The sequence below is a fragment of the Thermobacillus composti KWC4 genome (genome assembly GCF_000227705.2).
GTDB classification, from domain to species: Bacteria; Bacillota; Bacilli; order Paenibacillales; family Paenibacillaceae; genus Thermobacillus; species Thermobacillus xylanilyticus.
The window spans coordinates 1,731,167-1,755,342 of sequence record NC_019897.1 but is presented as its reverse complement, the minus strand read 5'-3'; the positions used below and the strand labels follow the sequence as shown (position 1 = coordinate 1,755,342).

At 62.1% G+C, this 24,176-nt stretch carries 21 protein-coding genes; 15 read left to right on the top strand and 6 right to left on the bottom strand.

The features are described from left to right. Nucleotides 1-3 precede the first annotated feature (3 nt). The 4 genes from THECO_RS08140 to THECO_RS08125 all read left to right on the top strand — a co-directional run bounded on the left by THECO_RS08140 (nt 4) and on the right by THECO_RS08125 (nt 4,325). Nucleotides 4-879 (top strand): carbohydrate ABC transporter permease, encoded by an 876-nt coding sequence (locus THECO_RS08140; protein ID WP_015254553.1) that lies wholly within the window; start codon nt 4-6, stop codon nt 877-879. A 118-nt stretch (nt 880-997) separates the two neighbouring features. Further along, nucleotides 998-1,807: a carbohydrate ABC transporter permease gene (locus THECO_RS08135; RefSeq protein WP_041854316.1), complete on the top strand. Its 810-nt coding sequence runs from the start codon at nt 998-1,000 to the stop codon at nt 1,805-1,807. A gap of 597 nt (nt 1,808-2,404) precedes the next feature. Then, nucleotides 2,405-3,253 (top strand): glucosaminidase domain-containing protein, encoded by an 849-nt coding sequence (locus THECO_RS08130; RefSeq protein WP_041853855.1) that lies wholly within the window; start codon nt 2,405-2,407, stop codon nt 3,251-3,253. A gap of 121 nt (nt 3,254-3,374) precedes the next feature. Further along, nucleotides 3,375-4,325, top strand: a complete 951-nt coding sequence (locus THECO_RS08125) for an aldo/keto reductase family protein (RefSeq protein WP_015254550.1) — start codon at nt 3,375-3,377, stop codon at nt 4,323-4,325. A 53-nt stretch (nt 4,326-4,378) separates the two neighbouring features. On the opposite strand, the gene uraA is transcribed toward THECO_RS08125, so the two are convergent. Then, the gene (gene uraA, locus THECO_RS08120) at nt 4,379-5,668 is read right to left on the bottom strand and encodes a uracil permease (RefSeq protein WP_015254549.1); all 1,290 of its coding nucleotides are present in this window, start codon (nt 5,666-5,668) and stop codon (nt 4,379-4,381) included. A 415-nt stretch (nt 5,669-6,083) separates the two neighbouring features. Here uraA and THECO_RS08115 point away from each other — a divergent pair, with 415 nt between their 5' ends. From THECO_RS08115 to THECO_RS08105, 3 genes are read left to right on the top strand one after another with little or no spacing between them, the layout of a single operon-like run. Beyond that, nucleotides 6,084-7,127, top strand: coding sequence for a nucleotidyltransferase family protein (locus THECO_RS08115; RefSeq protein WP_015254548.1), 1,044 nt, complete (start codon nt 6,084-6,086; stop codon nt 7,125-7,127). Next, nucleotides 7,124-8,302 (top strand): glycosyltransferase family 4 protein, encoded by a 1,179-nt coding sequence (locus THECO_RS08110; RefSeq protein ID WP_015254547.1) that lies wholly within the window; start codon nt 7,124-7,126, stop codon nt 8,300-8,302. Before THECO_RS08115 ends, THECO_RS08110 begins: the two co-directional genes overlap by 4 nt. 3 nt (nt 8,303-8,305) lie before the next feature. Beyond that, the gene (locus THECO_RS08105) at nt 8,306-9,457 is read left to right on the top strand and encodes a hypothetical protein (RefSeq protein WP_015254546.1); all 1,152 of its coding nucleotides are present in this window, start codon (nt 8,306-8,308) and stop codon (nt 9,455-9,457) included. On the opposite strand, the gene THECO_RS21670 is transcribed toward THECO_RS08105, so the two are convergent. The 4 genes from THECO_RS21670 to THECO_RS08090 are packed head-to-tail and all read right to left on the bottom strand — an operon-like array spanning nt 9,436 to nt 13,418. Further along, complete coding sequence (locus THECO_RS21670) at nt 9,436-9,597, bottom strand: hypothetical protein (RefSeq protein WP_015254545.1); 162 nt, start codon at nt 9,595-9,597, stop codon at nt 9,436-9,438. The two genes, THECO_RS08105 and THECO_RS21670, sit on opposite strands and share 22 nt — an antisense overlap. Before the next feature lie 2 nt (nt 9,598-9,599). Beyond that, the gene (locus THECO_RS08100) at nt 9,600-10,832 is read right to left on the bottom strand and encodes a Ger(x)C family spore germination protein (RefSeq protein WP_015254544.1); all 1,233 of its coding nucleotides are present in this window, start codon (nt 10,830-10,832) and stop codon (nt 9,600-9,602) included. Further along, entirely contained in the window at nt 10,819-11,916 is a 1,098-nt protein-coding gene (locus THECO_RS08095; RefSeq protein ID WP_015254543.1) for a GerAB/ArcD/ProY family transporter, read from the bottom strand. Before THECO_RS08095 ends, THECO_RS08100 begins: the two co-directional genes overlap by 14 nt. Beyond that, the gene (locus THECO_RS08090; RefSeq protein WP_052835867.1) at nt 11,913-13,418 is read right to left on the bottom strand and encodes a spore germination protein; all 1,506 of its coding nucleotides are present in this window, start codon (nt 13,416-13,418) and stop codon (nt 11,913-11,915) included. The genes THECO_RS08095 and THECO_RS08090 overlap by 4 nt, the downstream gene beginning before the upstream one ends. Nucleotides 13,419-13,573: 155 nt before the next feature. On the opposite strand from THECO_RS08090, the gene THECO_RS08085 reads away from it, so the two are divergent. From THECO_RS08085 to THECO_RS08060, 6 genes are all read left to right on the top strand, one after another. After that, the gene (locus THECO_RS08085) at nt 13,574-15,361 is read left to right on the top strand and encodes a cache domain-containing sensor histidine kinase (RefSeq protein ID WP_052835866.1); all 1,788 of its coding nucleotides are present in this window, start codon (nt 13,574-13,576) and stop codon (nt 15,359-15,361) included. Further along, nucleotides 15,345-16,886, top strand: a complete 1,542-nt coding sequence (locus THECO_RS22500) for a response regulator transcription factor (protein WP_015254540.1) — start codon at nt 15,345-15,347, stop codon at nt 16,884-16,886. Before THECO_RS08085 ends, THECO_RS22500 begins: the two co-directional genes overlap by 17 nt. Before the next feature lie 135 nt (nt 16,887-17,021). Then, a complete protein-coding gene (locus tag THECO_RS08075; protein WP_015254539.1) occupies nt 17,022-18,395 on the top strand; it encodes an ABC transporter substrate-binding protein in 1,374 nt (457 codons plus the stop codon). Beyond that, on the top strand, nt 18,395-19,297 hold the full coding sequence (locus tag THECO_RS08070; RefSeq protein WP_015254538.1) for a carbohydrate ABC transporter permease: 903 nt from the start codon (nt 18,395-18,397) through the stop codon (nt 19,295-19,297). Before THECO_RS08075 ends, THECO_RS08070 begins: the two co-directional genes overlap by 1 nt. Before the next feature lie 4 nt (nt 19,298-19,301). Continuing rightward, nucleotides 19,302-20,141, top strand: coding sequence for a carbohydrate ABC transporter permease (locus THECO_RS08065; RefSeq protein WP_015254537.1), 840 nt, complete (start codon nt 19,302-19,304; stop codon nt 20,139-20,141). Between the two features lie 39 nt (nt 20,142-20,180). Beyond that, a complete protein-coding gene (locus THECO_RS08060; RefSeq protein ID WP_041854312.1) occupies nt 20,181-21,227 on the top strand; it encodes a glycoside hydrolase family 88/105 protein in 1,047 nt (348 codons plus the stop codon). Between the two features lie 90 nt (nt 21,228-21,317). On the opposite strand, the gene THECO_RS08055 is transcribed toward THECO_RS08060, so the two are convergent. After that, complete coding sequence (locus tag THECO_RS08055; protein WP_015254535.1) at nt 21,318-22,328, bottom strand: zinc-dependent alcohol dehydrogenase family protein; 1,011 nt, start codon at nt 22,326-22,328, stop codon at nt 21,318-21,320. Between the two features lie 124 nt (nt 22,329-22,452). Here THECO_RS08055 and THECO_RS08050 point away from each other — a divergent pair, with 124 nt between their 5' ends. Together THECO_RS08050 and THECO_RS20525 are read left to right on the top strand one after the other, a co-directional pair. Then, nucleotides 22,453-22,848: a winged helix-turn-helix transcriptional regulator gene (locus THECO_RS08050; protein ID WP_015254534.1), complete on the top strand. Its 396-nt coding sequence runs from the start codon at nt 22,453-22,455 to the stop codon at nt 22,846-22,848. An 89-nt stretch (nt 22,849-22,937) separates the two neighbouring features. Beyond that, entirely contained in the window at nt 22,938-24,161 is a 1,224-nt protein-coding gene (locus tag THECO_RS20525; RefSeq protein ID WP_015254533.1) for a GNAT family N-acetyltransferase, read from the top strand. The last annotated feature ends 15 nt before the right edge of the window (nt 24,162-24,176 follow it).

Sequence of the window (24,176 nt, the reverse complement as noted above, 5' to 3'; positions counted from 1 at the left end):
GGCATGCCGTCCATCCTGAACCGGCTGCGCCCCTATGCGATGGTCGCGCCCGCGCTCGTCGTGTTCTCCCTGTTCTATCTGTATCCGATCGGATACATGATCCATCTCAGCTTTCATGAGTGGAACTTCATCAGTCCGGTGAAAACCTACGTCGGGCTGAACAATTACCGGGAGATGCTGGCGGACGACACCTTCCTCCAGGTGCTGCGGAATTCGGCGCTCTACACGGTCATGACGGTGCTGCTGGCGACCGGCACCGCGCTGCCGCTCGCGATCTGGTTGAACCGGAAAAGCGCGTTTCACGCCTTCGTGCAGGGCGCGATCTTCTCGCCGCACATTATCTCGCTCGTCTCGATCTCGCTCCTGTGGAGCTGGCTGATGGACCCCGAATACGGGTTGCTGAACGGCCTGCTCCACCTGTTCGGCATCAGTCCGCTCAAGTGGCTGAACGATCCCGGCACGGCGCTGGTGTCGCTCGTCATCGTCGCGGTATGGAAGAGCCTCGGTTACAATACGCTCGTCTTCATCGCCGGCCTGCAGAGCATCCCGCCGGAGCTGCTCGAAGCGGCGGCGCTCGACCGGTCGAAGCCTTGGACGACGTTCCGGCGTCTCATCCTGCCGATGCTGTCGCCGACGCTGTTTTTCCTCGTCATCATCAACCTGATCGGCTCGTTCCAGGTGTTCGAGACGATCGCGATCATGACGCAGGGAGGACCGATCAATTCGACGAACACGCTGGTTTACTACATTTACGAATACGGATTCCGGTTCTTCAAGATCGGATACGCTTCGGCGGCGGGCGTCATTCTGCTCATCATCGTCGGCACGCTGACGTTGATCTATTTCCGTTTGCTGTCGCGCCGCGTCCATTACCGCTAACGCCGGGAGGGGAATCCGCATGTCCATGAATGACGCCGGAAGAAGATCGGCCATCGGCCAGGCGGCCGGCGTGCGGCGGCCGCTCGCCGCACGCCGCATCCGCGCCGTCCTGGAAGCGATGCTGTTCGCGGCAAACCGGGCCTGCATGCTGCTGCTCGTCTGCGCCTTCGCGCTGCCGTTCGCCTGGATGCTCTCGACTTCGCTGAAGACGCTGCCCGAGACGATGATCTTCCCTCCGGAATGGATTCCGGCCGAGCCGGTCTGGAGCAACTACGCCGTTGCATGGAACTCGGGCCCGTTTCTCACTTATCTGTTGAACAGCTTCATCGTCTCTGTCGGCATCCTGATCCTGCAGATGCTGACGATCATTCCGGCCGCCTACGCCTTCGCCCGGTTCCGGTTCCCGGGCAAGGGGCTGCTGTTCGGGCTCGTCATGGCGACGCTCATGATCCCGGCGCAGCTCATCTTCCTGCCGGTGTACCTGATGCTGAGCGACTGGAAGTTGCTCAATACGCATCTGGCGCTCATTCTTCCTTTCGCCTCCAGCGCCTTCGGCATTTTCCTGCTGCGCCAATCGTTCATGCAGACGGCCGAGGAACTGATCGAGGCGGCCCGTCTGGACAACGCGCCGGAATGGAAGATCATGCTGCGCATCATGGCGCCGCTCGCCAGACCCGTGCTCGTCACCTTCGCGCTGTTCAGCTTCATTACGCACTGGAACGATTATTTCTGGCCGCTCGTCATGACGACGAACGAATCGGCGCGCACGCTGCCGCTCGGCATCGCGAAGATCCGCGAGACGGAAGGGACGGCGACCTGGAACGTGCTGATGGCCGCCAACGTCATGCTGGCCGTCCCGGTGCTGCTCGCGTTCTTCGCGGCGCAGCGCCAGATCATCCGGGCGTTCGTATACAGCGGCGTCAAATGAACGGCGTTTCACATGAATACCGCTTCATTCGGCACGACGGTCGGCCAATGTTAGACAGACCGGAAAGCGGGACCGCCGCCCATGCGCGGCGGTCCATTTCATTTCGACAAAGGTTCACCGAAACGGCGCGCGGCGTTATGACAAGCTTCTCGGCGGACAACGGATACAATGGGAAGTGCATTTGGACATCGAACATCATGGTCAAGGCCTGACTGCCGCCCGGCCATCCGCCGAAGCGGCCGCAATTCGGACCGAGAGGTGATGGGAATGTCAGCCGCAGCCGGCCGTTTGTTCCGAATCGTATGGATAGCGCTTGTCGCCACATTGGGCGTGACCGCCGCCTGGCCCGACGCTCCCGGTGCGGATAACGGCGCCGCGTACCAATCGCGGGCACTTGCCCGGGAACTCCAGGGCACCGTGCATGAAACGTTGCCCGTTCCGCCGGTCAGTGGACCGGTCGTGCAATATGACTTGGCTGCCGCTCCGGCACAAGCCGTTGCCCCGGCGCCGTCTTCCGCCGTGCGCGAAGATGAGACCGCAACCCTTCAATCCCCGGCAACTTCACCATATCCGAAACCCTCGCCGCAACCGGAAATCGTGACAAAACCGGAATCCGGCCGGACGCCGGAATCCGTCATTGCACCGGAGTCCGCGCCATCGCCGCAAATCCCGCAGCCGTCCGAACCCCCGCAAGATCAGCCGGTTTCGTACGTCGTGACCGCGTATTATTTGAACGTGCGCGCCGAGCCCGACAAACATTCGCCGATCCAGGATCTGCTCAAACAAGGCGACCGGGTGAAGGTCGTCGGCAAGACGGAGAACGGCTGGCTGGCGCTCGAAGACGGCACCTACATCCACGGCGCGTACGCGGAGCCTGCCGACCCGGAGCCCGAGCAGGTGAAGAACGCCGCCCGCGAAGTGGCGATCGCGTCGGCATCGCCGTCCGTCCGCGCCGAGCATGCGATCTACAAGCCCGAACCGTCCGACGACAGCGCCGGTCCCGCGCCGCTGACCAAAAAAGTGATGTCTTCCTCCGGCATGACGGAGCAAGACATCGCGAAACTGCTGGAAGGAACGGCGCTTGAAGGGCACGGACTGGAAAAAGCGATCCTTGAAATCGAAATCGAGCACGGCATCAACGCCCTGTTCACGATCGCCGTCATGAAGCTGGAAAGCGGCAACGGGAAGAGCAAGCTGGCGCGCGAGAAGAACAACCTGTTCGGGCTGAATGCGACCGGCGGAAGCAACAAGAAAGCGTACAGCTTCGAAACCAAGAACGACAGCGTCTACAAATTCGGATCGCTCATCGCGAAAAGCTACATCGCCAAAGGCTATTCGACGATCGAGAAAGTGGGGAAGAAATATTGTCCCGCCAACCCGAAATGGGCGTCCCTCGTCGTGTCGATCATGAAGCGCGATCATCGCAAATTGAGCAAAGCGGTGTGACCGACAGGCGGTAATGCCGGAATTCCGCAATGACGGGGGAAGTTGGACAGCCTCCTCGGGATATGGTAAGATGAACACGTGTTTACTACGAATTCATTGCAGAGCAGAGGGGTGCGGCAAGATGAAATATCGGAAGTTGGGCAGATCGGGGCTGAAGGTGAGCGAGATCAGCTTCGGCAGCTGGATGACGTACGGCCATACCGTCGACGGCAACATCGGCGAACAGCTGATTGAAAAAGCGTTCGAGCTCGGCATCAACTTCATCGACACGGCGAACGTCTACGAACGGGGCGAGGCGGAGCGGCTGCTGGGCAACATTCTTCCGCGGTACCCGCGCGAATCGTACGTGCTCGCGACGAAGGCGTTCTTCCCGATGGGCGACGGACCTAACGACCGGGGCCTGTCCCGCAAGCATGTGTTCGAGCAGGTACACGCCAGCCTGAAACGGCTGAAGCAGGATTACGTCGACATTCTGTACTGCCACCGCTACGATCCGGAGACGCCCGTCGAGGAGACGCTGCGCACGATCGACGACCTGATTCGCCAGGGCAAGGTGCTCTATGCCGGCGTCAGCGAGTGGTCGGCGGCGCAGATCGAGGAAGCGATGCGGATCGCGGACAAGTATCTGCTCGACCGGATCGTCGTCAACCAGCCGCAATACAGCATGTTCTACCGGAAAATCGAGGCGGAGGTCATCCCGGTCAGCGAGAAGTACGGCGTGGCGCAGGTCGTTTATTCGCCGCTTGCGCAAGGCGTGCTGACGGGCAAATACCGGCTCGGCAGCGAACTGCCGAAGGACAGCCGCGCCGCCGATCCGAAGACGAACATGTGGATCAAAAACTTCCTGACGGAATCGCATCTGCGGAAGGTCGACCAGCTTGACGCGGTGGCGAAGGAGCTCGGCCTGTCGCTCGGCACGCTTGCGCTCGCCTGGGTGCTGCGCCAGGACATCGTCGCCAGCGCGCTGGTCGGCGCGACGAAGCCGTCGCAGCTCGAAGAGAACGCGAAGGCATCGGGTGTCGTGCTGCCGCAGGAAGCGCTCGACCGGATCGAGGCCATCCTCAGCGAATAAAAAAAGGACAGGCACGCAGCCGTTTCCAACGGCCGCATGCCTGTTTCGTTTTTTTAATGGGAATCCGCCTCGTCTTCCTTGAGCCAGCCGATCAATTCGAACGCCTTGAACAGGAGCGACAGCAGAATGGCGGCGACCGTCGCGAGCGCCATGCCCTTCAGCTCGAGATGGCCCCATTTGAACGTCGCGCCGCTGATGCCGAGGACGAGGACGACGGTCGTCAGCACGATGTTCGACGGCTTGGCGTAGTTGACTTTCGTCTCCACCAGCATCCGGATGCCGGCGGAGGCGATGACGCCGAACAGCATGAGGGAAGCGCCGCCGATGACGGCTTCAGGTATCGAGGCGATCAAGGCCGACAGCTTGCCGAAGAACGACATGACGATGGCGATGACGGCCGCGCCGCCGATCACCCAGACGGAATAGACGCGCGTGATCGCCATGACGCCGATGTTCTCGCCGTAGGTCGTGTTCGGTGTCGATCCGACGAAGCCGGACAGCATCGTCGACAAGCCGTTGCCGAGCAGCGAGCGGTGCAATCCCGGATCCCGGGACAGATCCTTGCCGACCATGTTGCCCGTCACGATGAGGTGGCCGATATGCTCGGCGATGACGACCAGCGCCGCGGGAGCGATGATCAGGATGACCGACCATTCGAAGCGCGGCGTCGTGAACTCGGGGATGGCGAACGCCGATGCCTGGCTGATGGTGTCGAATTCGACGAGCCCCTGCGACCAGGCGACCAGATAGCCGACGATGAAGCCGACAAGAATCGGGATGATCCGCAGGAAGCCTTTGAACAGCACGGAACCGAGCAGAATGACAAGCAGCGTGACGATGGAGACGAGCATCGTCTTCGGATCGGGCGACCACGACGCGTCCGCTCCGTCCGGCGCGATCCAGCCGGCCATCCGCGCGGCGACCGGGATCAGCTCAAGCCCGATGACCGCGACGATCGCGCCCATGGCGGACGGTGGGAACACGACATCCAGCCATTTCGTGCCGATGCGTCCGATGATCAGCGCCACCGCCGTGAAGATCGCGCCGACGACGACAAATCCGCCGAGCACTTCGGCGTAGCCGGCGCCTCGCTCGAACAAGAGGAACGTTACGGGCGAAATAAAGGCGAAGCTGGACCCGAGGTAGGCCGGTATCCGCACCTTGCAGATCAGCAGGTAGAGCAGCGTGCCGATCCCGTTCATCAACAGCACCGTCGCGGGGTCGACGCCGAAGATGATCGGCACGAGCACGGTGGAGCCGAACATGGCGAACAGATGCTGCAGGCTGAGCAGAATACCCGGTCCGAAGCCGGGCCGTTCATGGACTTGCAAGGCAGGTTGCATAAGTGTCCTCCAGTCTTGAAGTTTTTGTCGAAAAACCAAACCGACCCATTATACCATCCGTCATTTGCGCATGCCAGATGAAAAATGAAAACGGCTTCTTGCCGCCGGGAGGATAGCGGTCTTTTCTTGAGAAAATGGAAGAAAAAAGGAGCTACTCCCCCTGTCAGCAGCAATAAATCGCCATACCGGGCGCATATCCCGCTTGATCGGATTGCAACACGCGTTTTACCCTCATATTAGCAGTCACTGCGATCGAGTGCTAACAACACTCATTCCATGAACGTTTCCTAATCTGAACCGTTTCTTCCCGGGATGCTCGTATCGTCGGGCTGTCAGCCGCGGGAAAACATTTGGATCAGCGGGCGTTCTTCTTTTTTTCCCAAAAATTCCAAGCGTGTCGGGAGGGATTGGAAGCATGAAGGCATTGTTGCTCGCTGGAGGTTTCGGTACACGCATGAGACCGCTCACCGAGCGGCTTCCGAAACCGATGGCACCGGTCGGCAATCGGCCCTGGCTCGAACATCTGATTGCCGGCCTCAAGGAACAGGGAATCAACGAAATTGTGATCGCCGTCAAGCATTATCCGGAACGGATCATCGATTATTTCGGCGACGGCCGAAAGCTTGGCGTCGACATCCGCTATACGCACGAACCGGTGCCGCTCGGAACGGCCGGCGCCGTGAAAAATGCCGAAGCGCTGCTCGGCAGCCGCTTCGTCGTCATCAATGCCGACATCGTGCACCGTGCGGACATCCGTGCGCTGGTCGAAACGCATGAGCGAAGCGGCGCGATGGTGACGATCGGCCTGGTCGAAGTGGCGGACCCGTCGCAGTTCGGCGTCGTCGAACAGTCGGCAGACGGGCGGATCGTCCGCTTCGTGGAGAAGCCTCCGCGGGGCGAGGCGCCGTCGAACCGGATCAATGCCGGCATCTACATCATGGAGCGCGATGTCCTGCAAGCCATTCCCGCGGGGCGTGAAGTGTCGATCGAGCGTGAAACGTTCCCGTCGCTCATCGCGGCCGGCCATCGCGTGCAGGGGGCCGATGTCAGCGGATACTGGATGGACATGGGCACCAGCGATCGGTACCGCCGCATCCACTGGGATCTGCTCGACGGAAAGCTTGAGCTCGAACTTCCGGGCAGAGAGCTCGGGCGCGGCATCCGGATCGGCGAAGATACCGAAATCGCACAGGGCGCGATGCTCGTGCCGCCGGTGCTCGTCGGCAGCCGGGTGACGATCGGCGAGCGCGCCGTCGTCGGACCCTATGCCGTGATCGGCGACGACTGCGTCATCGGACGCGGCGCACGGGTTACCCATTCCATCCTGTGGGACCGCTGCACGGCGGCCGAAGCGGCGCAGCTGAACCGCTGCATTGTCGGCAGCGGGCTCAAGATCGACCCGCGGCACCTGCTGCATGAAGCCGTCGTAAACGTCATTCCGGAGGCCGAGACGATATGACGAGGATCGCTTATATTGGCACCTATGTACCGAGACGATGCGGCATCGCGACCTACACCCATCATCTCCGGCAAGCCGTGAACGCGGCTTCCGGAGGAAAGGGAAGCGACCTCGTGATCGCCCTCACGAACATCCCGGATGAGCATACATACGGGAGAGGCGTCCACCCGCTGCCGAAAGACGAACGGTCCGAATACCGCCGGGCGGCGGAGCGGATCCGAGCGTTCGGCGCCGATCTCGTCTCGCTTCAGCATGAATTCGGGATCTTCGGCGGCGAAGCCGGCGAGTACGTGCTGGACTTGCTGGAATCGCTGAAGCGAATGGACATCCCGGTCGTCACGACGTTCCACACCGTGTTCGAACGGCCTGAAGAACCGTACCGCGCCGTGCAACAGCGCATCGCGGAATTGAGCGACCGGATCATCGTCATGACCCGAACGGCCGTCCGCTACGTCGCCGAAGCGTTCGGCGTGCCCCGCGAACGCATAACATATATTCCGCACGGCACGCCGCAGCCTCCTCGGGACGCCCGCCGCAAGCTCAGGGAACGGCTCGGCTGGAACGACCGCAAAGTCGTCATGAGCTTCGGCCTCCTGGGCAGAGGCAAGGGGCTCGAAACCGTCATCCGGGCGCTGCCGAAGCTCGCCGGCCGCGCGCCCGACGTGCTGTATGCCATCGTCGGGCAGACGCACCCGGAAGTGCTGAAACTTGAAGGCGAATCCTATCGCGGCGAGCTGCGCGCCCTTGCCGCCGAACTCGGTGTCGAACGCCATCTGCTCATGATCGACCGTTACATGGATGAGAACGAACTGGCCGAAATTCTGACTGCCTGCGACGTGTACGTCACCCCGTATCCGGGTATGCAGCAGATCACCTCCGGCACGCTGGCTTACGCCGTCGGACTCGGCCGGCCGGTGCTGAGCACGCCGTATGTCTATGCGCGGGATCTGCTGGCGGATTGCCCGGAGCTCCTCGTGCCGGCTTCCGATGCCGACGCCTGGGCCGAAGCGCTGGCGGAGCTGCTCGGTTCGGCCGAAACCCTCGAACGGATCGAACGGCGGATCGCCCGGATCGGCGCGGAGATGCACTGGCCGGTCGTCGGACGCGCGCATCTGGAACTGTTCCGGCGCGAGAGCCGCGTCGCGGACGTGACGGCCTCGACGGCGGAGGGTTGACCCATGACGGCGAATCTGACGACGGAGAAGCCGACACAGCAGATCCGATTCCGGCATCTGCACCGGCTCACCGACGACACCGGTCTTCTGGAACATGCCATCGGGCGAATTCCGCGGCGTGCGGAAGGCTATACGACGGACGACAACGCGCGGGCGCTGTGGGCGTGCATTGAGTGGATCGATCTGGATGCCGAGCTGGCCGAAGCGGAAGGGCTGCCGGAACTGGCGGAACGATACGCCGGATTCCTGTACTGGGCCCGCAAGCCGGACGGCCGGTTCCACAACAATTATGATTACGAGCGCCGGCCCGAATCGGAATATCCATCGGACGATTGCCTCGGACGGACGATCTGGGCGCTCGCCCGGACGATCTCTGTTCCGTTCGGCAATCGGCTCGCGCCGGCGGTGCCCGATCTGCTGGCGCATGCGTTTCCCGCGGCCCGCACGATGATTTCTCCGCGCGGCTGGGCCTATGCGCTTGCGGCCTGCGCCTTGCTGGAGCGCAGCGGCGGCGCTTCCGGCGGGCAGGACGATGCGGTCCTGCCGTTCTCCGGAGAGCGGGTGCGCTCGCTGGCCGCCGAACTGAAGAGCCGGCTTCTGGACAAATACCGCCGCGAGGCGGGGCCGGGATGGCGCTGGTTCGAGCCGGTCATGACGTACAGCAACGGGCTGCTGCCGTGGGCGCTGTTCGAAGCCCATGCCGCATTCGGCTGGAGCGATGCGCTGGCCGCCGCCCGCGACACGTTCCGCTTCCTGGCCGAGCGGATGGCTGCGCCGTCAGGGGCGATCCGTCCGATCGGCAACCGGGGATGGGGAACGAGGGAAGGCACGGCCCGATGGGATCAACAGCCGATTGAAGCGTTCAAGCTTGCGCTGGCCGCCGAAGCCGGATACCGGGTGACGGGGGAACGGGAGTACCGGGAGACCGCGCTCGCATGCCGGGCGTGGTTCCACGGCCGGAACGACTGCGGCGCGGCGATCGCCGACCCCGCGGACGGCTCTTGCTGCGACGGGCTCACGCCCGACGGGCCGAACGCGAACCGCGGCGCCGAATCCACCATCGCGTATCTGCTCACGGAAGCGGTCGCCCGGCGGTTGGGCGGCGCAGAGAGCGGGCAATGCGACGATGCGGTTCAGTCGCGAAGCATCAGATAGATGGCGAGCGGCAGGAAGCATCCGGACAGCAGGGCGATGCCGAGTCCGGCTGCCGCATTGCCGCCGCGCCAGTTCCGCCAGGCCTGCAAGAGCGTATAGCCGGTCAGGCCGAGCGCGATGAGGAACATCAGGATTCCCATGTTCAATCACTCCCATTGACCTTTTCACTGTACGGCGTCCGCTGCTTGCCGAAGTTTTCGATCCGCAGATCGACGTTCACTTCCGCGTTCGCTTTTTTGAAATGTCTGGACCATCCGTAGGCCTGAAAGGCCTGTATCGTCCTGAAATGTTTCCGCGCGATCAATTCCCATTCGAACGGATCCCCCTGGAATTTGCGCTGGGACATCCGGATAACGCCAAGCACCTCTTTCTCGATTTCTTCCTTCAAATGCCGTTCAAGCAGCATCTGCTTCTCCGTATCCGTCGCGTACGGCTGCAGACTGGTGAACGAGAGAATCTGGGCGCGCAGCGGCATCGTGACGCGGATGTCCGGCTTTTCTTTGGCGAGATTCAGTTGGATCTTCGTCCTCCCGTTCTTGAACAGCCGCACGGTGACCATCGCCCGTTCATCCAACGGGTCGGGGAACGACGTGATGAACGAACTGATGCTCGATTTGTGGCGCAGCAACTGCGCCCAGCGCATCTGCTGCCCGGTCAGCGTGCCGATCATGCAGCCGTTCTGAAAGACGGCCGCCCCCATCATCTGGACCGTGTCGCCCGAACGTTTCGGCACCTGGCCGGCCAGATAATTGTCTTCATGCCGCGAGACGCGATAATCTTTCGAATCGGCCGTCGCATAAATGGCGAGAAACATCGAGTCGACCACCTGCTGCTGCAAATATTGGTTGAGCGTCGAGAACGGCACATATCCCGTCTCCTGCCAGCGCTGCTGCATCAGCTCGAAATATTTGTGCGGACGCGTCTCCAGCCGCGGGCGGTTCTTCTGGATGAAGTCGTACGCCTTCTCCCGGCTCACGATCAGCGCCACTTCGCGGCGCAGCTCCGGATCGCGGATCGCGGCGCCCGCGATATGGGGGAACGCTTCGTCACGCGCGAGCGCCTCGTGGACGACCATCGTCTTCAGATGCGCGAAGTTGATCGTCCGGGTGACGGCGGTATTGGCCAAATCCTTCGCGGACAGGACATCCGGCGACGTGAAGCGGACCGTGTCGCTGGGCGGCTCGTTTTCGGCCGTGCCGATATCGCTGGAGCCTTTCTGCGGGTTCGCGATCTGGAACGTCACCTCGACCGTGTTTTTCGGCCCTTTGTCAAGCCCGACGACGACGACGAACGCCTGTTCTTCGAGTTCGAGATGATCCCAGCATCCGGCGGTGAAAAGCAGCGGCAGAATCAACGCAAGCTTAAGTTTTCGCATGACGTCTCCTCCAGTTCCAATCCAGCAGCCAGATGACGAACGGCAGCGCGCCGTACAGAACCGTGCTGTAACTGATGAGCAGTTCCCAGTAGCTCCGGACTTGCTCGGTATTGCCGGGAATCAGCCCGATGAAGACGACAAGCCCGGCCATCGGCAAAAGCAGCTTCTGGTACCGGTCCGTGCGCAGCGCATGACCGAACAGATAGGCGAGCAGGTAGATATAGAACGCGAAATAGATCACGGAGATGATGAGCCAGAAGCCGATAAAGAAGGATTCCGCGTGCGTGAACACCCTGCCGAACGACGTGTTCTTCGTGAACTGCTGGAATGGATAGGCGAGATGGATGATCTCCGGATAATCGAACACGGAGAGGTAGACGGCCATCAGGAATGAAATTTTCAGACTGGAGACGATGAACCCGACGGCCGATCCGATCCGGAACGCCTTGAACGTCGTGACCTGCGGCACAAGCGCGGTGGCCAGAATGATCTCGCCGAACATCGCGCTGTGCATGAATCCGGTTCGTACGATTTCCAACACGCCCGGTCCCGCCCACGGATAGAGGCGCAGCCAGTCGATGTCCTCCCACATGATGGAGACAAGCAGGACGATCGCCCCTTCGATCAGGAAAATCAGCATCCATGAGACTCTCGCGATCGCCGCGAACCCGCGGGATGCAACGTAGAATGCCGCCGCCATCAGCATGAGGTACAGCGCGTAGAGCGGTGACCGTTGGTAGACCATGACATTGATGATGTCAACATATCCCCGGCTGGTCACCGCCGTCATGAGCAGGGCGGCGGCGAACAGCAGGAGACAGATCAGCCCCCCGCCGAACTTGCCGCCGACGGTGAACACGATCTCCGGCAGGCCTTGTCCGGCCCGGCGTTTCAGCACGGACATAAGCACGACGTATGCGACCAGCATGAAAGCAAGGGAGAGCAGCGGAATCATCCATCCGGCCGTCTGTCCCGATTCGAACAGAATCGTCGTCGTGATGTCCGACAGCTTCATCCCGACCGCGATCAGGAAGATGGACGTAAATTCGCGGCCGCCGACTTTCTCTTGCATGGATGTGTTCATCGTTTCTTGATCCTCTCCGGTCTCCGCACGACATCCTGCGGATTGAGATTAAGCGGGCGCATCCGCTCCTTGTGCACCGGCATCCGCAGAATCATGTCGGCCGACGAACGGTAATGCGGTGTCAGCGGCGACAGGAACGGCACGCCATAGCTGGAGTACGTGGTCAGATAGGCCAGCAAACAGGCGATGACGAGCGCAATGCCGAAAAAGCCCAGAAACGAGCCCACGAAGAGCAGAATGAAACGCGTGATCCGGACAGCGAAGTTGAGGCTGGGCTCCGGTATGGTGAACGATGAAATGCCGGTCATCGCCACGATGACGACGAGAATCGGGCTGATGATGTTCGCCTCGACGGCGGCCTGGCCGAGAATGAGCGCGCCGACGATGCCGATCGTCGGACCGATGACGGTCGGCACGCGAATCGCCGCTTCCCGCACCAGCTCGAACGCGAATTCCATGAGCAGCACTTCGAGCAGGGCGGGGAACGGCACCTTTTCTCTTGTCGCCGCGATGGCGAGGAGCAGATCGGTCGGAATCATCTCTTCATGGAACGTCGAGACCGCGATATACACGGACGGCGTCATGACGGCGACGAACAGGGCCAAAAGCCGGATGATGCGCATGAAGTTGCTGTACGCCCAGCGCATGTAATGGTCTTCCGCCGAGTGCAACAAGGACCAGATCGTGATCGGCAAGACCAGGGCGGCCGGCGAGTTCTCCATGAGCAGAATGACATGGCCTTCAAGCAGGAAAGCGGACGCCCGGTCCGGACGCTCCGTGTTGAGCGAACTCGGCACGAGCGAATACGGATGATCGTCGAGATATTGTTCGAGGATCGGCAGGGTCAGGACGGCGTCCGTCCGGACCGCCCGGATACGCTGCTTGATGGAATCCACGATGTTCGGGTCCGCCAGATCCTTCACATACATGATCGTCACTTCGCTCACCGAACGGTCGCCGACGGTGAGCGTCTCCGCAACCAGATGGCGGTCCCGCAAATATTTGCGGACGAGCGAACGGTTGATGGCCGCCGATTCGGTGAACGCTTCTTTCGGCCCGCGGATGACGTGTTCGACGATCGGCTCCGACACCTGGCGCGTTTCGAAACCGCGCGTTTCGAACTTCAGGGCCTGGTTTACGCCTTCGATCAGGACGATCGTCCATCCGTTCAGCAATCCTTCGTTGATCGCATCGAAGGTGCTTGCCGTCTTGCCGGTGCGGTGCGTGACGATCTCCAGCCGCACGGCGTCGAGCGGGTTGCCGTTCTTGAAGGAGGTGTTCGTCCGTTCGATGAGCGGCTCGATGATCCGTTTTTCGATCTCGTTGACATCCGCCGTGCCTTCCAGATACAGCACGGCGGCATCGCATTTCAACGACGCGACAACCAGATTGCGGATGATGAGCGCCTCGTTGGACGGGTAGGCGAAGTCCCGCTTGATCCGGTCCAGATTGGCCGAAAGCCGGGTCGAGAGTTCCGTCTTCCCATCCGTCTGCGTCGTCATGCCATTCCCTCCAGTTCCCGCGATGCCTGTCACTTTAGTGTTGGCCTTTCGATGGAGCAAATATGTAATTGCTGTGTGATCTTGCTTTTTTCTGTTACAATGGTTTCTGCTACAATGACGGCAAACGCGCCCGGACCCAAGGAGGCGGCATGACATTGGCAGATTTGAAAACGCTTTACCGCAACCTGCGCATCAAATACAAGCTGCTTGTGCTCATCTCCGCGGTCATCGCGACGTTCGGCATTCTGATCGTCGTCGTCCAGCAGTACGCGTTCGAGGTGTACGACCGCGAGATCTACGAGCAGTCCTCCGCCGCATTGAACCAGACGGCGGCGGCGATCGAGAACGAGCTGCGCAAGGTGCAGCAGCAGTCGTACCGGATGGCGATCGACGAAGTCATCCAGGAACAGCTTCGGACGATCAAGGAAGCCGGCAACAATTACGACCGCTACCTGGCGTCGTACCAGATCCGGGAGCGGATCGTCCTGCTGGGCGGGCTGGACAACCACGTCCGCTCGGTGCAGCTGATCGACGCGAATGGCGGGGAGTATTCGGTGGGCAAGGCGCCCGTGTCCTATACGGCCGGCCGGATCCGGCTATTGGAAAGGGAGACCGCGCTCACGCAAGGCGGCAACACGTGGATTGAACCGGACGAGGAAGACGGCGCGCTGGCCGCCGCCCGGCTCATCCGCTCGTACGAGCAGCTCAGCCTGGAGAGTCTCGGCGTTCTGGCGATCCGGATCGACATGCACCGGCTGACCGCCGATGTGGCCGGCGCCTCGCTGCCGGCCAAGGCGGCGCTTCTCATCTACGGCAAGGAGCGGATGATCTTCGGGCCGGCGGGGTTTGAAGACGAAGAGCGGCTGCTGCGCGGATACGCCGCCGCGGCGTCGAACGGCTATGACATTATCGAGCTCGGCGGCCGCCGCTATTTTCTGACGCATCTGCCTTCCGCCTACACCGAATGGACATACGTGACGCTGATTCCGTACGACGACATTTTCCATCGGCTGGCCGACGTGAAGAACTGGACGCTGCTGGCCTACTTGCTGCTGTTCCTGCTCACCGTCTTCTTCGCCTTCCGGTTCGCCCGCGGCATCACCGGTCCGATCGAGAAGCTGAGCGCGAAGATGAAGCGGGTGCAGATGGGCAATTTCGCCTGGGAAGACGACGAGGACCAGCGGGACATGCCGATGGACGAGACCGGGCAGCTCCACCGCAACTTCCGCATCATGCTGCAGCGGATCGACGAGCTTGTCCGCGAAGGCTACGCGAGGCAGCTGGCCGTGAAGGAATCCGAATTCAAGGCGCTGCAGGCGCAGATCAATCCGCACTTCCTCTACAACACGCTGGAGACGATCAACTGGTCGGCGAAAATGGCCCGCCAGCCGCATATCTCCAGCATGGTGGAGTCGCTCGGCTTCCTGCTGCGCAGCTCGATCAGCCTGAAGGAGCCGCTCATTCCGCTGTCGCAGGAGCTGGGGATCGTGCTGCACTACATCAACATCCAGCGCATCCGATTCGAGGAGCGGCTGGATTTCCGGCTGGATGTGCCGGATGTGCTCATGCCGGTGCTCATCCCGAAGCTGTCGCTGCAGCCGCTCGTCGAAAACGCCGTCAATTACGCGCTCGAGAAAATGACGGACACCTGCGTCATCGCGATTACGGCGGAAGAGAAGGACGGCCTGATCGAGCTGACGGTGAGCGACAACGGGCCGGGCATGGACGAGTCGATTCTGATGCGCCTCAAGTCGGGCGAGGTCAAGCCGAAGGGTTCGGGCGTCGGGCTTCGCAACATCGACGAACGGATCCGGCTCCTGTTCGGCGAGGGGTACGGCCTCGACATCGCGAGCCGGCGCGGGGAAGGGACGCGGGTCAGACTGCGTCTGCCGAAAAGGGAAGGAGGCGGAAGCCAACATATACAGCGTGCTGCTGGTCGATGACGAACGCATCATCCTCGAAGGCATCTCCGCCATCATGGACTGGGAGGCCTGCGGCACGAGGCTGATCGGAACAGCCCGCAACGGGCTGGACGCGAAGGCGATGGCGGAGCGGGAGAAGCCGGACATCATCATCACCGACATCCGGATGCCCGGCATGGACGGGCTGCAGCTCGTCGAGGCGGTGAAGGAGACGCAGCCGGACGTCGAGTTCATCATGCTGTCCGGATTCGGCGACTTCGAATACGCGCGCACGGCGATGCGTTACGGCGTGAAGCACTATCTGACGAAGCCGTGCAACGAGCGGGCGATCGAAGAGGCGCTGAAGTCGACCGTGGCCGAGCTCGACAGACGGCTCAGCCGGGAAGCGTTCATCCGCCAGACGGAGGAGCGGCTTGCGCAGGTGCTGCCGCACGCGTGCGAGCGGATGCTGCAGGAGCTCGTTACGAACAAGACATACGGCCGCTCCGACTGGGAGCGCATCGTGCGGCTGGCCGGGCTGCCGGAAGGCGGCGGCCGGGTGCGGCTGCTCGTCTTCGAGCCGGAAGGCGGGCCCGAATTCGAGCTGCTGTTCGCGCTGAAGAACATGGCGGAAGAGCTGCTCGGCAGCCTCGTGCTGCTCGGCACGGCGGACGGCCGGCAGGTGATCCTGCTCGTCGACGGCGAGGCGGAGCCGGATCGTGTCGCCGCCGGCATCGACACCGTGCTCAAGACGTTCGCCCGTTTCTACCGGCGGGAGGCGACGGCCGCGCTCAGCGAGCCCGGCGAGGCGGCCGAGGCGCGCCGCCTGTACCGCGAGGCGCAGGAATGCCTCGCGTACCGGTTCTACCTGGGCGAAGGCGGGCTTATCACGAAGCGCGAGCTGGAGGCGTCCGAGCCGGAAGTCGAACCGCCGGCGATCGACGAGGAGCGGTTGTGGCTGCTGGTGAAGTCCGGCCATTGGGAAGAGGTTGAGCGGATGCTCGGCGAATTTTTCGAAGCGCTGGCGAAGATGCGGCCCGCCGCCGCGGAGGCGAAGTCGCTCCTCATCCCGCTCTATATCGGTTGCATGCGGCAGGGCGATCCCGCGCAGCTCGACCACCGCATGAAGGCGATCGAAGTGTTCGACCGGCACGATACGCTGCAGGGCATGACCGACTATATCGCGCGGGCGGTCCGCGAAGTGTGCGAGACGAATTACGAGCGGCACCGCACCCGCCATTCCGAGATCGTCGCGAAGCTTGAGGCCTGCGTGCGCGAACATCTCGGCAACCCGCAGCTGTCGCTGCACTGGGCAGCCCGCGAAGTGCTGTTCATGAATCCCGACTATCTCGGCAAACTGTTCCGCCAGGCGACGGGGGAGAAGTTCTCCCATTACGTCACCCGCCTCCGCATCGAGAAGGCGATCGAGATGATCAAGGAAGCGGACGACGTGAAAGTGTACGAAATCGCCGACCGGATCGGATTCGGGGACAATCCGCAATATTTCAGCCAGGTGTTCAAGCGCCATACCGGCTTCACGCCTTCCGAATACAAGCGTTCGGTATGAACGGCATGAGGGCGGTTGTCCACGTCTCTGATTTTTGAACATTCCACACGGAAATTTGCATTCCGGGCCCGTTCATCCTTATCCCATAATGAAAATGCAGTCACCATAACCGAGTCGAGAGGGGATGCAAAGAACATGAGACGCGGATGGATGTTGCTGCTCACCGTCCTGCTCACGCTGGCGCTCGCCGCATGCGGCGGGGGCGGCGGAAATGACGGGGGAAGCGGCGGAAACGGAGGCAACGCGCAATCTTCGGAAGGCGGATCGTCCGGCAATGCGCCGGGAAATTCGGCCGGCAAGTCGGACAGCGGCGCGAAAGATCCGGAACCGGTCACGCTCCGGATGGCCTGGTGGGGTTCGCAGCCGCGCCACGACTATACGCTGCAAGTCATCGAGATGTATCAACAGAAATATCCGCATGTGAAAATCGAGCCGGAATACGCAAACTTCGACGACTACTGGAAGAAGCTGGCTCCGCAAGCTGCGGCAAACGATCTTCCGGACATCATCCAGATGGACATCTCGTATCTGTCGCAATACGGCGGCAAGGGGCAGCTCGAAGATCTGACGCCGTACCTCGGCACGATCATCAACACCGACCACATCAGCGAGAACGCCATCTCCGGCGGCAAGCTGGGCGATCAGCTGTACGGCTTCAACATCGGGGTCAACACGATCCAGTTCCAGTACGATCCCGAGCTGCTCAAGAAGCTGGGCATCGAGAAGCCGGACGAGAACTGGACCTGGGATGACTACTACGCGCTGGCGGGCAAGGCGAAAGAAGCCGGGCTCTATTTTGACAGCGGTTTCCGTCCGGAAGTGTTCTTCGGCTACTATCTGCGGACGAAGGGCCAGCATCTGTACAGCCCGGACGGCACGTCGCTCGGCTACGACGACGACCAGCTCTTCATCGATTTCTTCGCGCCGCTGGCGAAGCTCGCCCAAGACGGCGATACGCCGACGCCCGACGTGAAGGCGCAGATCAAGGGGCTTGAAGACGATCTGCTCGTCAAGGGGCAGCAGGTCGGCGTCTGGCAGTGGACGAACCAGTTCGTCGGCCTGCAGCAGGTGGCGAACCGGCCGCTCGAAATGGCGCACATGCCGGGTCCGAACCGCGAGCAGGGGCTGTATCTGAAGCCGTCGATGTATTTCTCCATTTCGAAGAACTCGAAGCATAAGGAAGAAGCGGCGAAGTTCATCGATTTCTGGGTGAACGACATCGAGGCGAACAAGCTGATCAAGGGCGACCGCGGCGTGCCGGTGAACAGCCAGGTGATCGAAGCGGTGAAGCCGACGCTCGATCCGGCGCTGATCAAAGTATTCGACTACGTGGCCTGGGCGCAGGAGAACAGCTCGCCGATGGATCCGCCGGATCCGAACGGTGCGGCGGAAATCATCGCGCTGTTCAAGGAGATCACCGAAGCGATGGATTTCGGCAAGCTGTCGCCTGAAGACGCGGCCAAACGGTTCCGCGAAGAAGCGAACGCCATCCTGGCCCGCAACAAGTGATGCCCATGCGGTTCGCAGCCTGGAAAAATCAACTGACCGGGTACGCGTTCATCAGCCCGTTCCTGCTCGGCTTCCTGATCTTCACCGCATTTCCGATCGCAGCATCGCTGTACCTGTCGTTCACGGATTATGATCTGTTCACGGCGCCGTCGTGGGTCGGTTTTGAGCAATATGAGCGAATGTTTGCGGGCGATCCGAAGTTCTGGCGGTCGCTCCGGGTGACATTCCTGTACGTCTTCGTCGGCGTGCCGCTCAGGCTGACGTTCGCGCTCCTGATCGCCTTGCTGCTGAACCGCGCTTCACGGGCGGTCGGTCTGTACCGGACGGTGTACTATCTGCCCTCGATCATCGGGGGCAGCGTCGCCGTCTCGATCATGTGGCGGAACCTGTACGGCGACGAAGGCATCATCAATCTGGCGCTCAATCTGATCGGTCTGGAGAGCGTCCGCTGGTTCGCCGATCCGGCCGCCGCGCTCTGGATGCTCATCACGCTGTCGGTCTGGCAGTTCGGTTCGTCGATGCTGATCTTCCTGGCCGGGCTGAAGAACATTCCGCCCAGCCTGTACGAAGCGGCTTCCGTCGACGGCGCGAATCCGCTGCAGCGCTTCTTCCGCATCACGATGCCGCTGCTGACGCCGGTCATCCTGTTCAACACGATCATGCAGACGATCGCGGCGTTCATGACGTTCATCCCGGCGTACATCATCTCGAAAGGGGAAGGCGGTCCGCTCGACGGCACGCTGCTTTATTCGCTCTACCTGTTCCGCCAGGCGTTCGTCTTCTATGACATGGGATATGCGTCGGCGATGGCGTGGATTCTGCTGCTCATCGTCGCGCTGCTCACGGCTTTGGTGTTCGCGACGTCGAAATACTGGGTGTTCTACGAGACGAAGGAGGACTGAAGCCATGACCGGTAAAAGACTCAGGCGGGCCGCTTACCATTTCCTGGCCGCGGGCGGCGCGTTCCTCATGGTGTACCCGGTCATCTGGCTGTTCATGAGTTCGTTCAAACCGAGCGAGCTGATCTTCGTAACGGCGGGAAAGCTCATTCCCGACCCGTGGATCTGGGACAATTACGTGACCGGATGGAAAGGGATCGGCGGACTGCATTTCGGCATTTTCATCAAGAACTCGCTCGTGCTTGTCGTGCTGGCGACGATCGGCGCGGTGCTGTCGTCGGCGCTGGTCGCCTTCGGCTTCGCGCGGCTGAAATTCAAGGGCAACAAGTTCTGGTTCGCCGTCATGATGATGACGCTCATGCTGCCGTTCGAAGTCGCTCTCGTGCCGCAGTACATTCTGTTCGCCAAGCTCGGCTGGCTCAATTCGATCAAGCCGATCGTCGTGCCGGCCTATTTCGGGGCGCCGTTCTTCATCTTCCTGATGATCCAGTTCATCCGGTCGATCCCGTCCGAGCTTGACGAAGCGGCGACGATCGATGGCTGCGGCAAATTCCGGCTGTTCTGGCAGATCATCGTGCCGCTCATCATGCCGGCGATGGCGACGGCCGCCATCTTCTCGTTCTATTGGCGGTGGGAAGATCTGCTCGGGCCGCTGCTCTATCTGAACCGGCCGAGCAGTTATCCGGTGTCGATGGCGCTCAAGATGTATCTCGATGCCGAGACGATCTCGAACTGGGGCGCCATGTTCGCCATGTCGGTCGTCAGCCTGATTCCGGTGCTGATCGTGTTTTTCCTGTTCCAGCGGCAGATCGTCGAAGGGATCAGCACGAGCGGACTGAAAGGATAGGAGGCGTTTTGCGTTTCAATGACGGAAGGAGTGGAGGATATGCCGCCGCTTGTTTTTGACGAGGATGCGGTTCGCGAAGCGATCGACCGGGTCGTCGACCGCACGTTCCGGATGGATTTCAACTGGGATTGGCCGGGAGGCGTCGCGTTCTACGGCGTCTGCGAAGCGTATGAAGCAACGGGGAATAGCGAATATATCGAACGGGTGAAAAGCTGGGTCGACGAGCAGCTGGAAGACGGACTGCCGAAACTGTCCGTGAACGGCGTGTCGATCGGCCATGCGCTCATCTCGCTCTATCAATATACGGAAGACGGCCGCTATCTGGATGCGGCGCGCAAGCTTGCGGACTATCTGGCGAATGAAGCGCCGCGCTTCGGAGACGGCATCATCCAGCATACGGTCAATTCGGTCGAGTATCAGTTCCCGGAGCAGGCGTGGGTCGACACGATGATGATGGCCGGGCTGTTCCTCGTCCGCTTCGGGCACCTGATCGGCGCGGAAGGGGAAGGGGCGCCGTATTTCCGCGACGGGATCCGGCAGTACCACGGCCATGAGGACGTGCTGCAGGACGAGACGACGAACCTGTACTATCACGGCTGGGACAACATCAACCGGAACCATATGTCCGGCGTCTACTGGGCCCGCGGCAACGCGTGGGCGGCGCTCACGATGGCGAAGGCGCTGCCGCTCATCCATGTGGCGGACCCGGCCTACATGATTATCGACGGCTCGCTGCGCGATCTGCTCAGCGCGCTCGTGCGGCTGCAGGGTGAGGACGGGCTGTGGCACACGGTGCTCACCGATCCGACCTCCTATACGGAGACGTCGGGTTCGGCGGGCATCGCCGCCGCGCTCTTGTCGCGCGGATCGCTGTACAACAAGGCGGTCAACCGGGCCATCGAAGGCATCCTCGGCCGGATCGCGCCGGACGGCTCGGTGCGCGGCGTCTCCGCCGGTACGGCCGTCATGTTCGACGCCGAAGGGTACAAAGGCGTGTCGCACAAGCGGGTGCAAGGTTGGGGCCAGGGACTGGCGCTCGTGTTCCTCGCCGACCTGCTCCGTTCGAAGTCGCGCGTGTTCGCGTGAACGCGGCGGGACCGCATCCGGTCCCGCGCATCGCAGGGGAAGCTCCCGGCAAGGTCCGGGGCTTCCTTTATTTGTTTGGCGCCGCGGCAATCAGAACGCGATTGCGATCTTGCCGAAGTGCCGGCCTTCGCCGAGCTTGGCAAACGCAGCGATCGCCTGGTCGAATGAATAAACGCTGTCGATGACCGGCCGGAGTCCGTTCGCCGCGATGGCGCGATTCATCGCTTCGAACATTTCCCGGCTGCCGACGTTGATGCCCTGCAGCCGCGCGCGCTTGAGGAACGTCGGCACCAGCTGCAGCCCCTCCGCGGCGGAACCGGACATGATGCCGATCAGGCAGACGGCGCCGCCCGGGCGGATGGCCGCCACCGACCGATTCAGCGTCGCCGCTCCGCCGATGTCGACGACGAGGTCCGCGCCCCGGCCGTCCGTCCATTCGATGACGTTCCGGTCCCAGTCCGGCTCTTCCGTGTAGAGAACGCCGGCGTCGGCGCCGAGCTGAAGCGCCCGCCCCAGCTTCTCCGCGCTGCCGGAGACGACGAAGACGCGCGCCCCGTGCAGCTTGGCGAATTGCAGGGCGAAGACGGAGACGCCGTCCGTTCCCTGCACGACAACCGCGTCGCCGGCGCGCACACGCCCGACTTCGGCGATCGCCTGCCAGGCGGTCAGCCCGGCGATCGGCAGGGCGGCGGCCTCCGCGTCCGTCAGATGCGGGGGCACGCGGACGATGCCGGATTCCGGCAGGACGACGTATTCCGCGAGCACGCCGTCCAGCGGAGCGCCGAGGCTCCGGGTATGCCAGCCGATCGGCGGATCGCCGTGGATCCAGCCCTGGGCGAACGTGCCGGCGACCCGGTCGCCGACGCGGAACCGCTGAACCCCCGGCCCGAGCTCGACGATCTCTCCGACGCCGTCGGACACCGGAATGATCGGAAACTTGAGATCCGGAAAGTAAAATCCGTCAATCACCCCGAGATCGCGCGGATTAGGCGAGACGGCCCGCATCCGGATGAGCGCTTCGCCCGGTCCCGGGACGGGAACGGGCCGATCGACGAGGCGCAGGTTGTCCAGCCCGAAGCCTTGCAATTCATAAGCTTTCATGTTGATCACCACTCCTTCCAACCGGGATAGACATAACGTAGCCGATCTTCTATTCTTTGGGAAGAAGGCACTTGAAAGTGTGTTGCGCACCTTCAGGTGCGCCGCGGAAGGGAGTGGAGGATCCATGAAGAAACCGGATGCGGCCGGCGGCGACATTTCGCTGGGCGAATGTCTGTACCGGCGGGTGCTCGAGCTGCTGGAGAGCAAGTGGACCGTGCTGGTGCTTCACGCGCTCGACGGCGGCAGGCAGCGCTATCGGCAGATCGAGGCGCGCATTCAGGACATCACGCAGAAAATGCTGACGCAGACGCTGCGCCGGATGGAACGGGACGGACTCATCCGGCGGATCGTCCATCCGACCGTGCCGCCCGCCGTCGAGTACGAGCTGACGGATCTCGGACGCTCGCTGATGCCGCATATCCGCGGGTTCCGGACCTGGGCCGCGGAGCACTTCGCCGAGGTGGTAGCGGCGCGGGCGGAATACGACCGGAAGTACGGGCAGCGGGATGCCGCCGAGTGAACATGCCGTTGTCCGTTTCGGCGGACCGTTGTATACTGGCGTTGAATTGCGGCGCGTTTCATTTTTGGACGGACGGGGGCGGAAACGACATGGCGGACGCGGCGAAACGGGCATGGCTGACCATCGATGATGCGCCGACCGAAGATTTCAGGCAGCGCGTCGACGAGCTGAACGCGCGGGGCATCCGGGCGGTCTGGTTCTGCCTCGGCGAACGGCTGGAACGGTATCCGGAAGAAGCGGTCCATGCGGTCCGAAATGGCCATATTCTCGGCAATCACAGCTACGATCATCCGGCGTTTTCGAAGCTGTCGCTTGGGGAAGCGCGGGAACAGATCGCGCGGACGGAGCGGTTGCTGGACGGGATTTACGCGCGAGCCGGCGTGCCGCGTCCGGTGAAGCTGTTCCGGTTCCCGTATCTGGACGACGGCGGAGACATAAAACGCGATGAACTGCAATCGCTGCTGTGCGGAATGGGCTTCGAGCAGCCGGGATTTCCGGGTGTGACCTATCCATGGTGGAAGCAAGAAGGCCGGCCTGAGCGGATCGACGTCGGATGCACCTACGATACATGGGACTGGCGGCTTCAGGAAGGCGGGGAGATGCTGCCGGAGCTGCTGGCACGGATGGATGAGGAGCAGGGCAAGGGGCTGAACGATGCGCCGGGCTCGAATGAAGTGATCATGATGCACGCCTGGATTCCGATGGATGCGTTCCGGCTGCTGCTCGACCGGCTGCAGGCCAAGCCGCTGCGGTTCGATCCGCCGGTTCATTTGACGGTCCAAATCCGTCCGGCGGCGATTTCGGATCTGCCGATCGTGCATCCGTTCCAGTGCGATTATCTGCACCGGGAGAGCGCCGAAGACTGGAAGCGCCGGCTGGCCGATGTCCCGGGCATGTATCTCGCCGCTTTCGCGGACGAAGACCTGGCGGGCGTCTGCTACGGGCAACCGTCCCGCCGGCGGGAGGATGCCGCCGACCTGCAGGGCATCGCGGTCAATCTCGACCACCGGAAGCCGTACGCGCGCCGGGGCATCGGATCTCGGCTGCTCCGCGCGTTCGAGCGGGTCTGCGCGGAGCGGGGATTCCGGCGGATCGGCGTCGGCTCGGCCGACGATCCGCGGGTCGAGTCGTTCTATCAGGCGAACGGTTACCGGCCGGTCGAGCTGGTTGCGAAAGATGCGGAAGGCCGGGAGCTGGAACGGGTGGATATCCGGGCGGAGGCTGCGGAACAGGCGGCGGAACGGAAGGAAGAACTTCGCCGGAAACACGGTGCCGCCGAAGTCATTTTCATATTCGAGAAGACGCTGGATTAGATTAACTCATGCCTC

Bases quoted from the DNA above. Each gene is read 5' to 3' on its own strand.
- THECO_RS08140 (WP_015254553.1), top strand. From the start codon at position 4: ATGCCGTCCATCCTGAACCGGCTGCGCCCCTATGCGATGGTCGCGCCC.
- THECO_RS08135 (WP_041854316.1), top strand. From the start codon at position 998: ATGCTGTTCGCGGCAAACCGGGCCTGCATGCTGCTGCTCGTCTGCGCC.
- THECO_RS08125 (WP_015254550.1), top strand. From the start codon at position 3,375: ATGAAATATCGGAAGTTGGGCAGATCGGGGCTGAAGGTGAGCGAGATC.
- uraA (WP_015254549.1), bottom strand. From the start codon at position 5,668: ATGCAACCTGCCTTGCAAGTCCATGAACGGCCCGGCTTCGGACCGGGT.
- THECO_RS08115 (WP_015254548.1), top strand. From the start codon at position 6,084: ATGAAGGCATTGTTGCTCGCTGGAGGTTTCGGTACACGCATGAGACCG.
- THECO_RS08110 (WP_015254547.1), top strand. From the start codon at position 7,124: ATGACGAGGATCGCTTATATTGGCACCTATGTACCGAGACGATGCGGC.
- THECO_RS08105 (WP_015254546.1), top strand. From the start codon at position 8,306: ATGACGGCGAATCTGACGACGGAGAAGCCGACACAGCAGATCCGATTC.
- THECO_RS21670 (WP_015254545.1), bottom strand. From the start codon at position 9,597: ATGGGAATCCTGATGTTCCTCATCGCGCTCGGCCTGACCGGCTATACG.
- THECO_RS08100 (WP_015254544.1), bottom strand. From the start codon at position 10,832: ATGCGAAAACTTAAGCTTGCGTTGATTCTGCCGCTGCTTTTCACCGCC.
- THECO_RS08095 (WP_015254543.1), bottom strand. From the start codon at position 11,916: ATGAACACATCCATGCAAGAGAAAGTCGGCGGCCGCGAATTTACGTCC.
- THECO_RS08090 (WP_052835867.1), bottom strand. From the start codon at position 13,418: ATGACGACGCAGACGGATGGGAAGACGGAACTCTCGACCCGGCTTTCG.
- THECO_RS08075 (WP_015254539.1), top strand. From the start codon at position 17,022: ATGAGACGCGGATGGATGTTGCTGCTCACCGTCCTGCTCACGCTGGCG.
- THECO_RS08070 (WP_015254538.1), top strand. From the start codon at position 18,395: ATGCCCATGCGGTTCGCAGCCTGGAAAAATCAACTGACCGGGTACGCG.
- THECO_RS08065 (WP_015254537.1), top strand. From the start codon at position 19,302: ATGACCGGTAAAAGACTCAGGCGGGCCGCTTACCATTTCCTGGCCGCG.
- THECO_RS08060 (WP_041854312.1), top strand. From the start codon at position 20,181: ATGCCGCCGCTTGTTTTTGACGAGGATGCGGTTCGCGAAGCGATCGAC.
- THECO_RS08055 (WP_015254535.1), bottom strand. From the start codon at position 22,328: ATGAAAGCTTATGAATTGCAAGGCTTCGGGCTGGACAACCTGCGCCTC.
- THECO_RS08050 (WP_015254534.1), top strand. From the start codon at position 22,453: ATGAAGAAACCGGATGCGGCCGGCGGCGACATTTCGCTGGGCGAATGT.
- THECO_RS20525 (WP_015254533.1), top strand. From the start codon at position 22,938: ATGGCGGACGCGGCGAAACGGGCATGGCTGACCATCGATGATGCGCCG.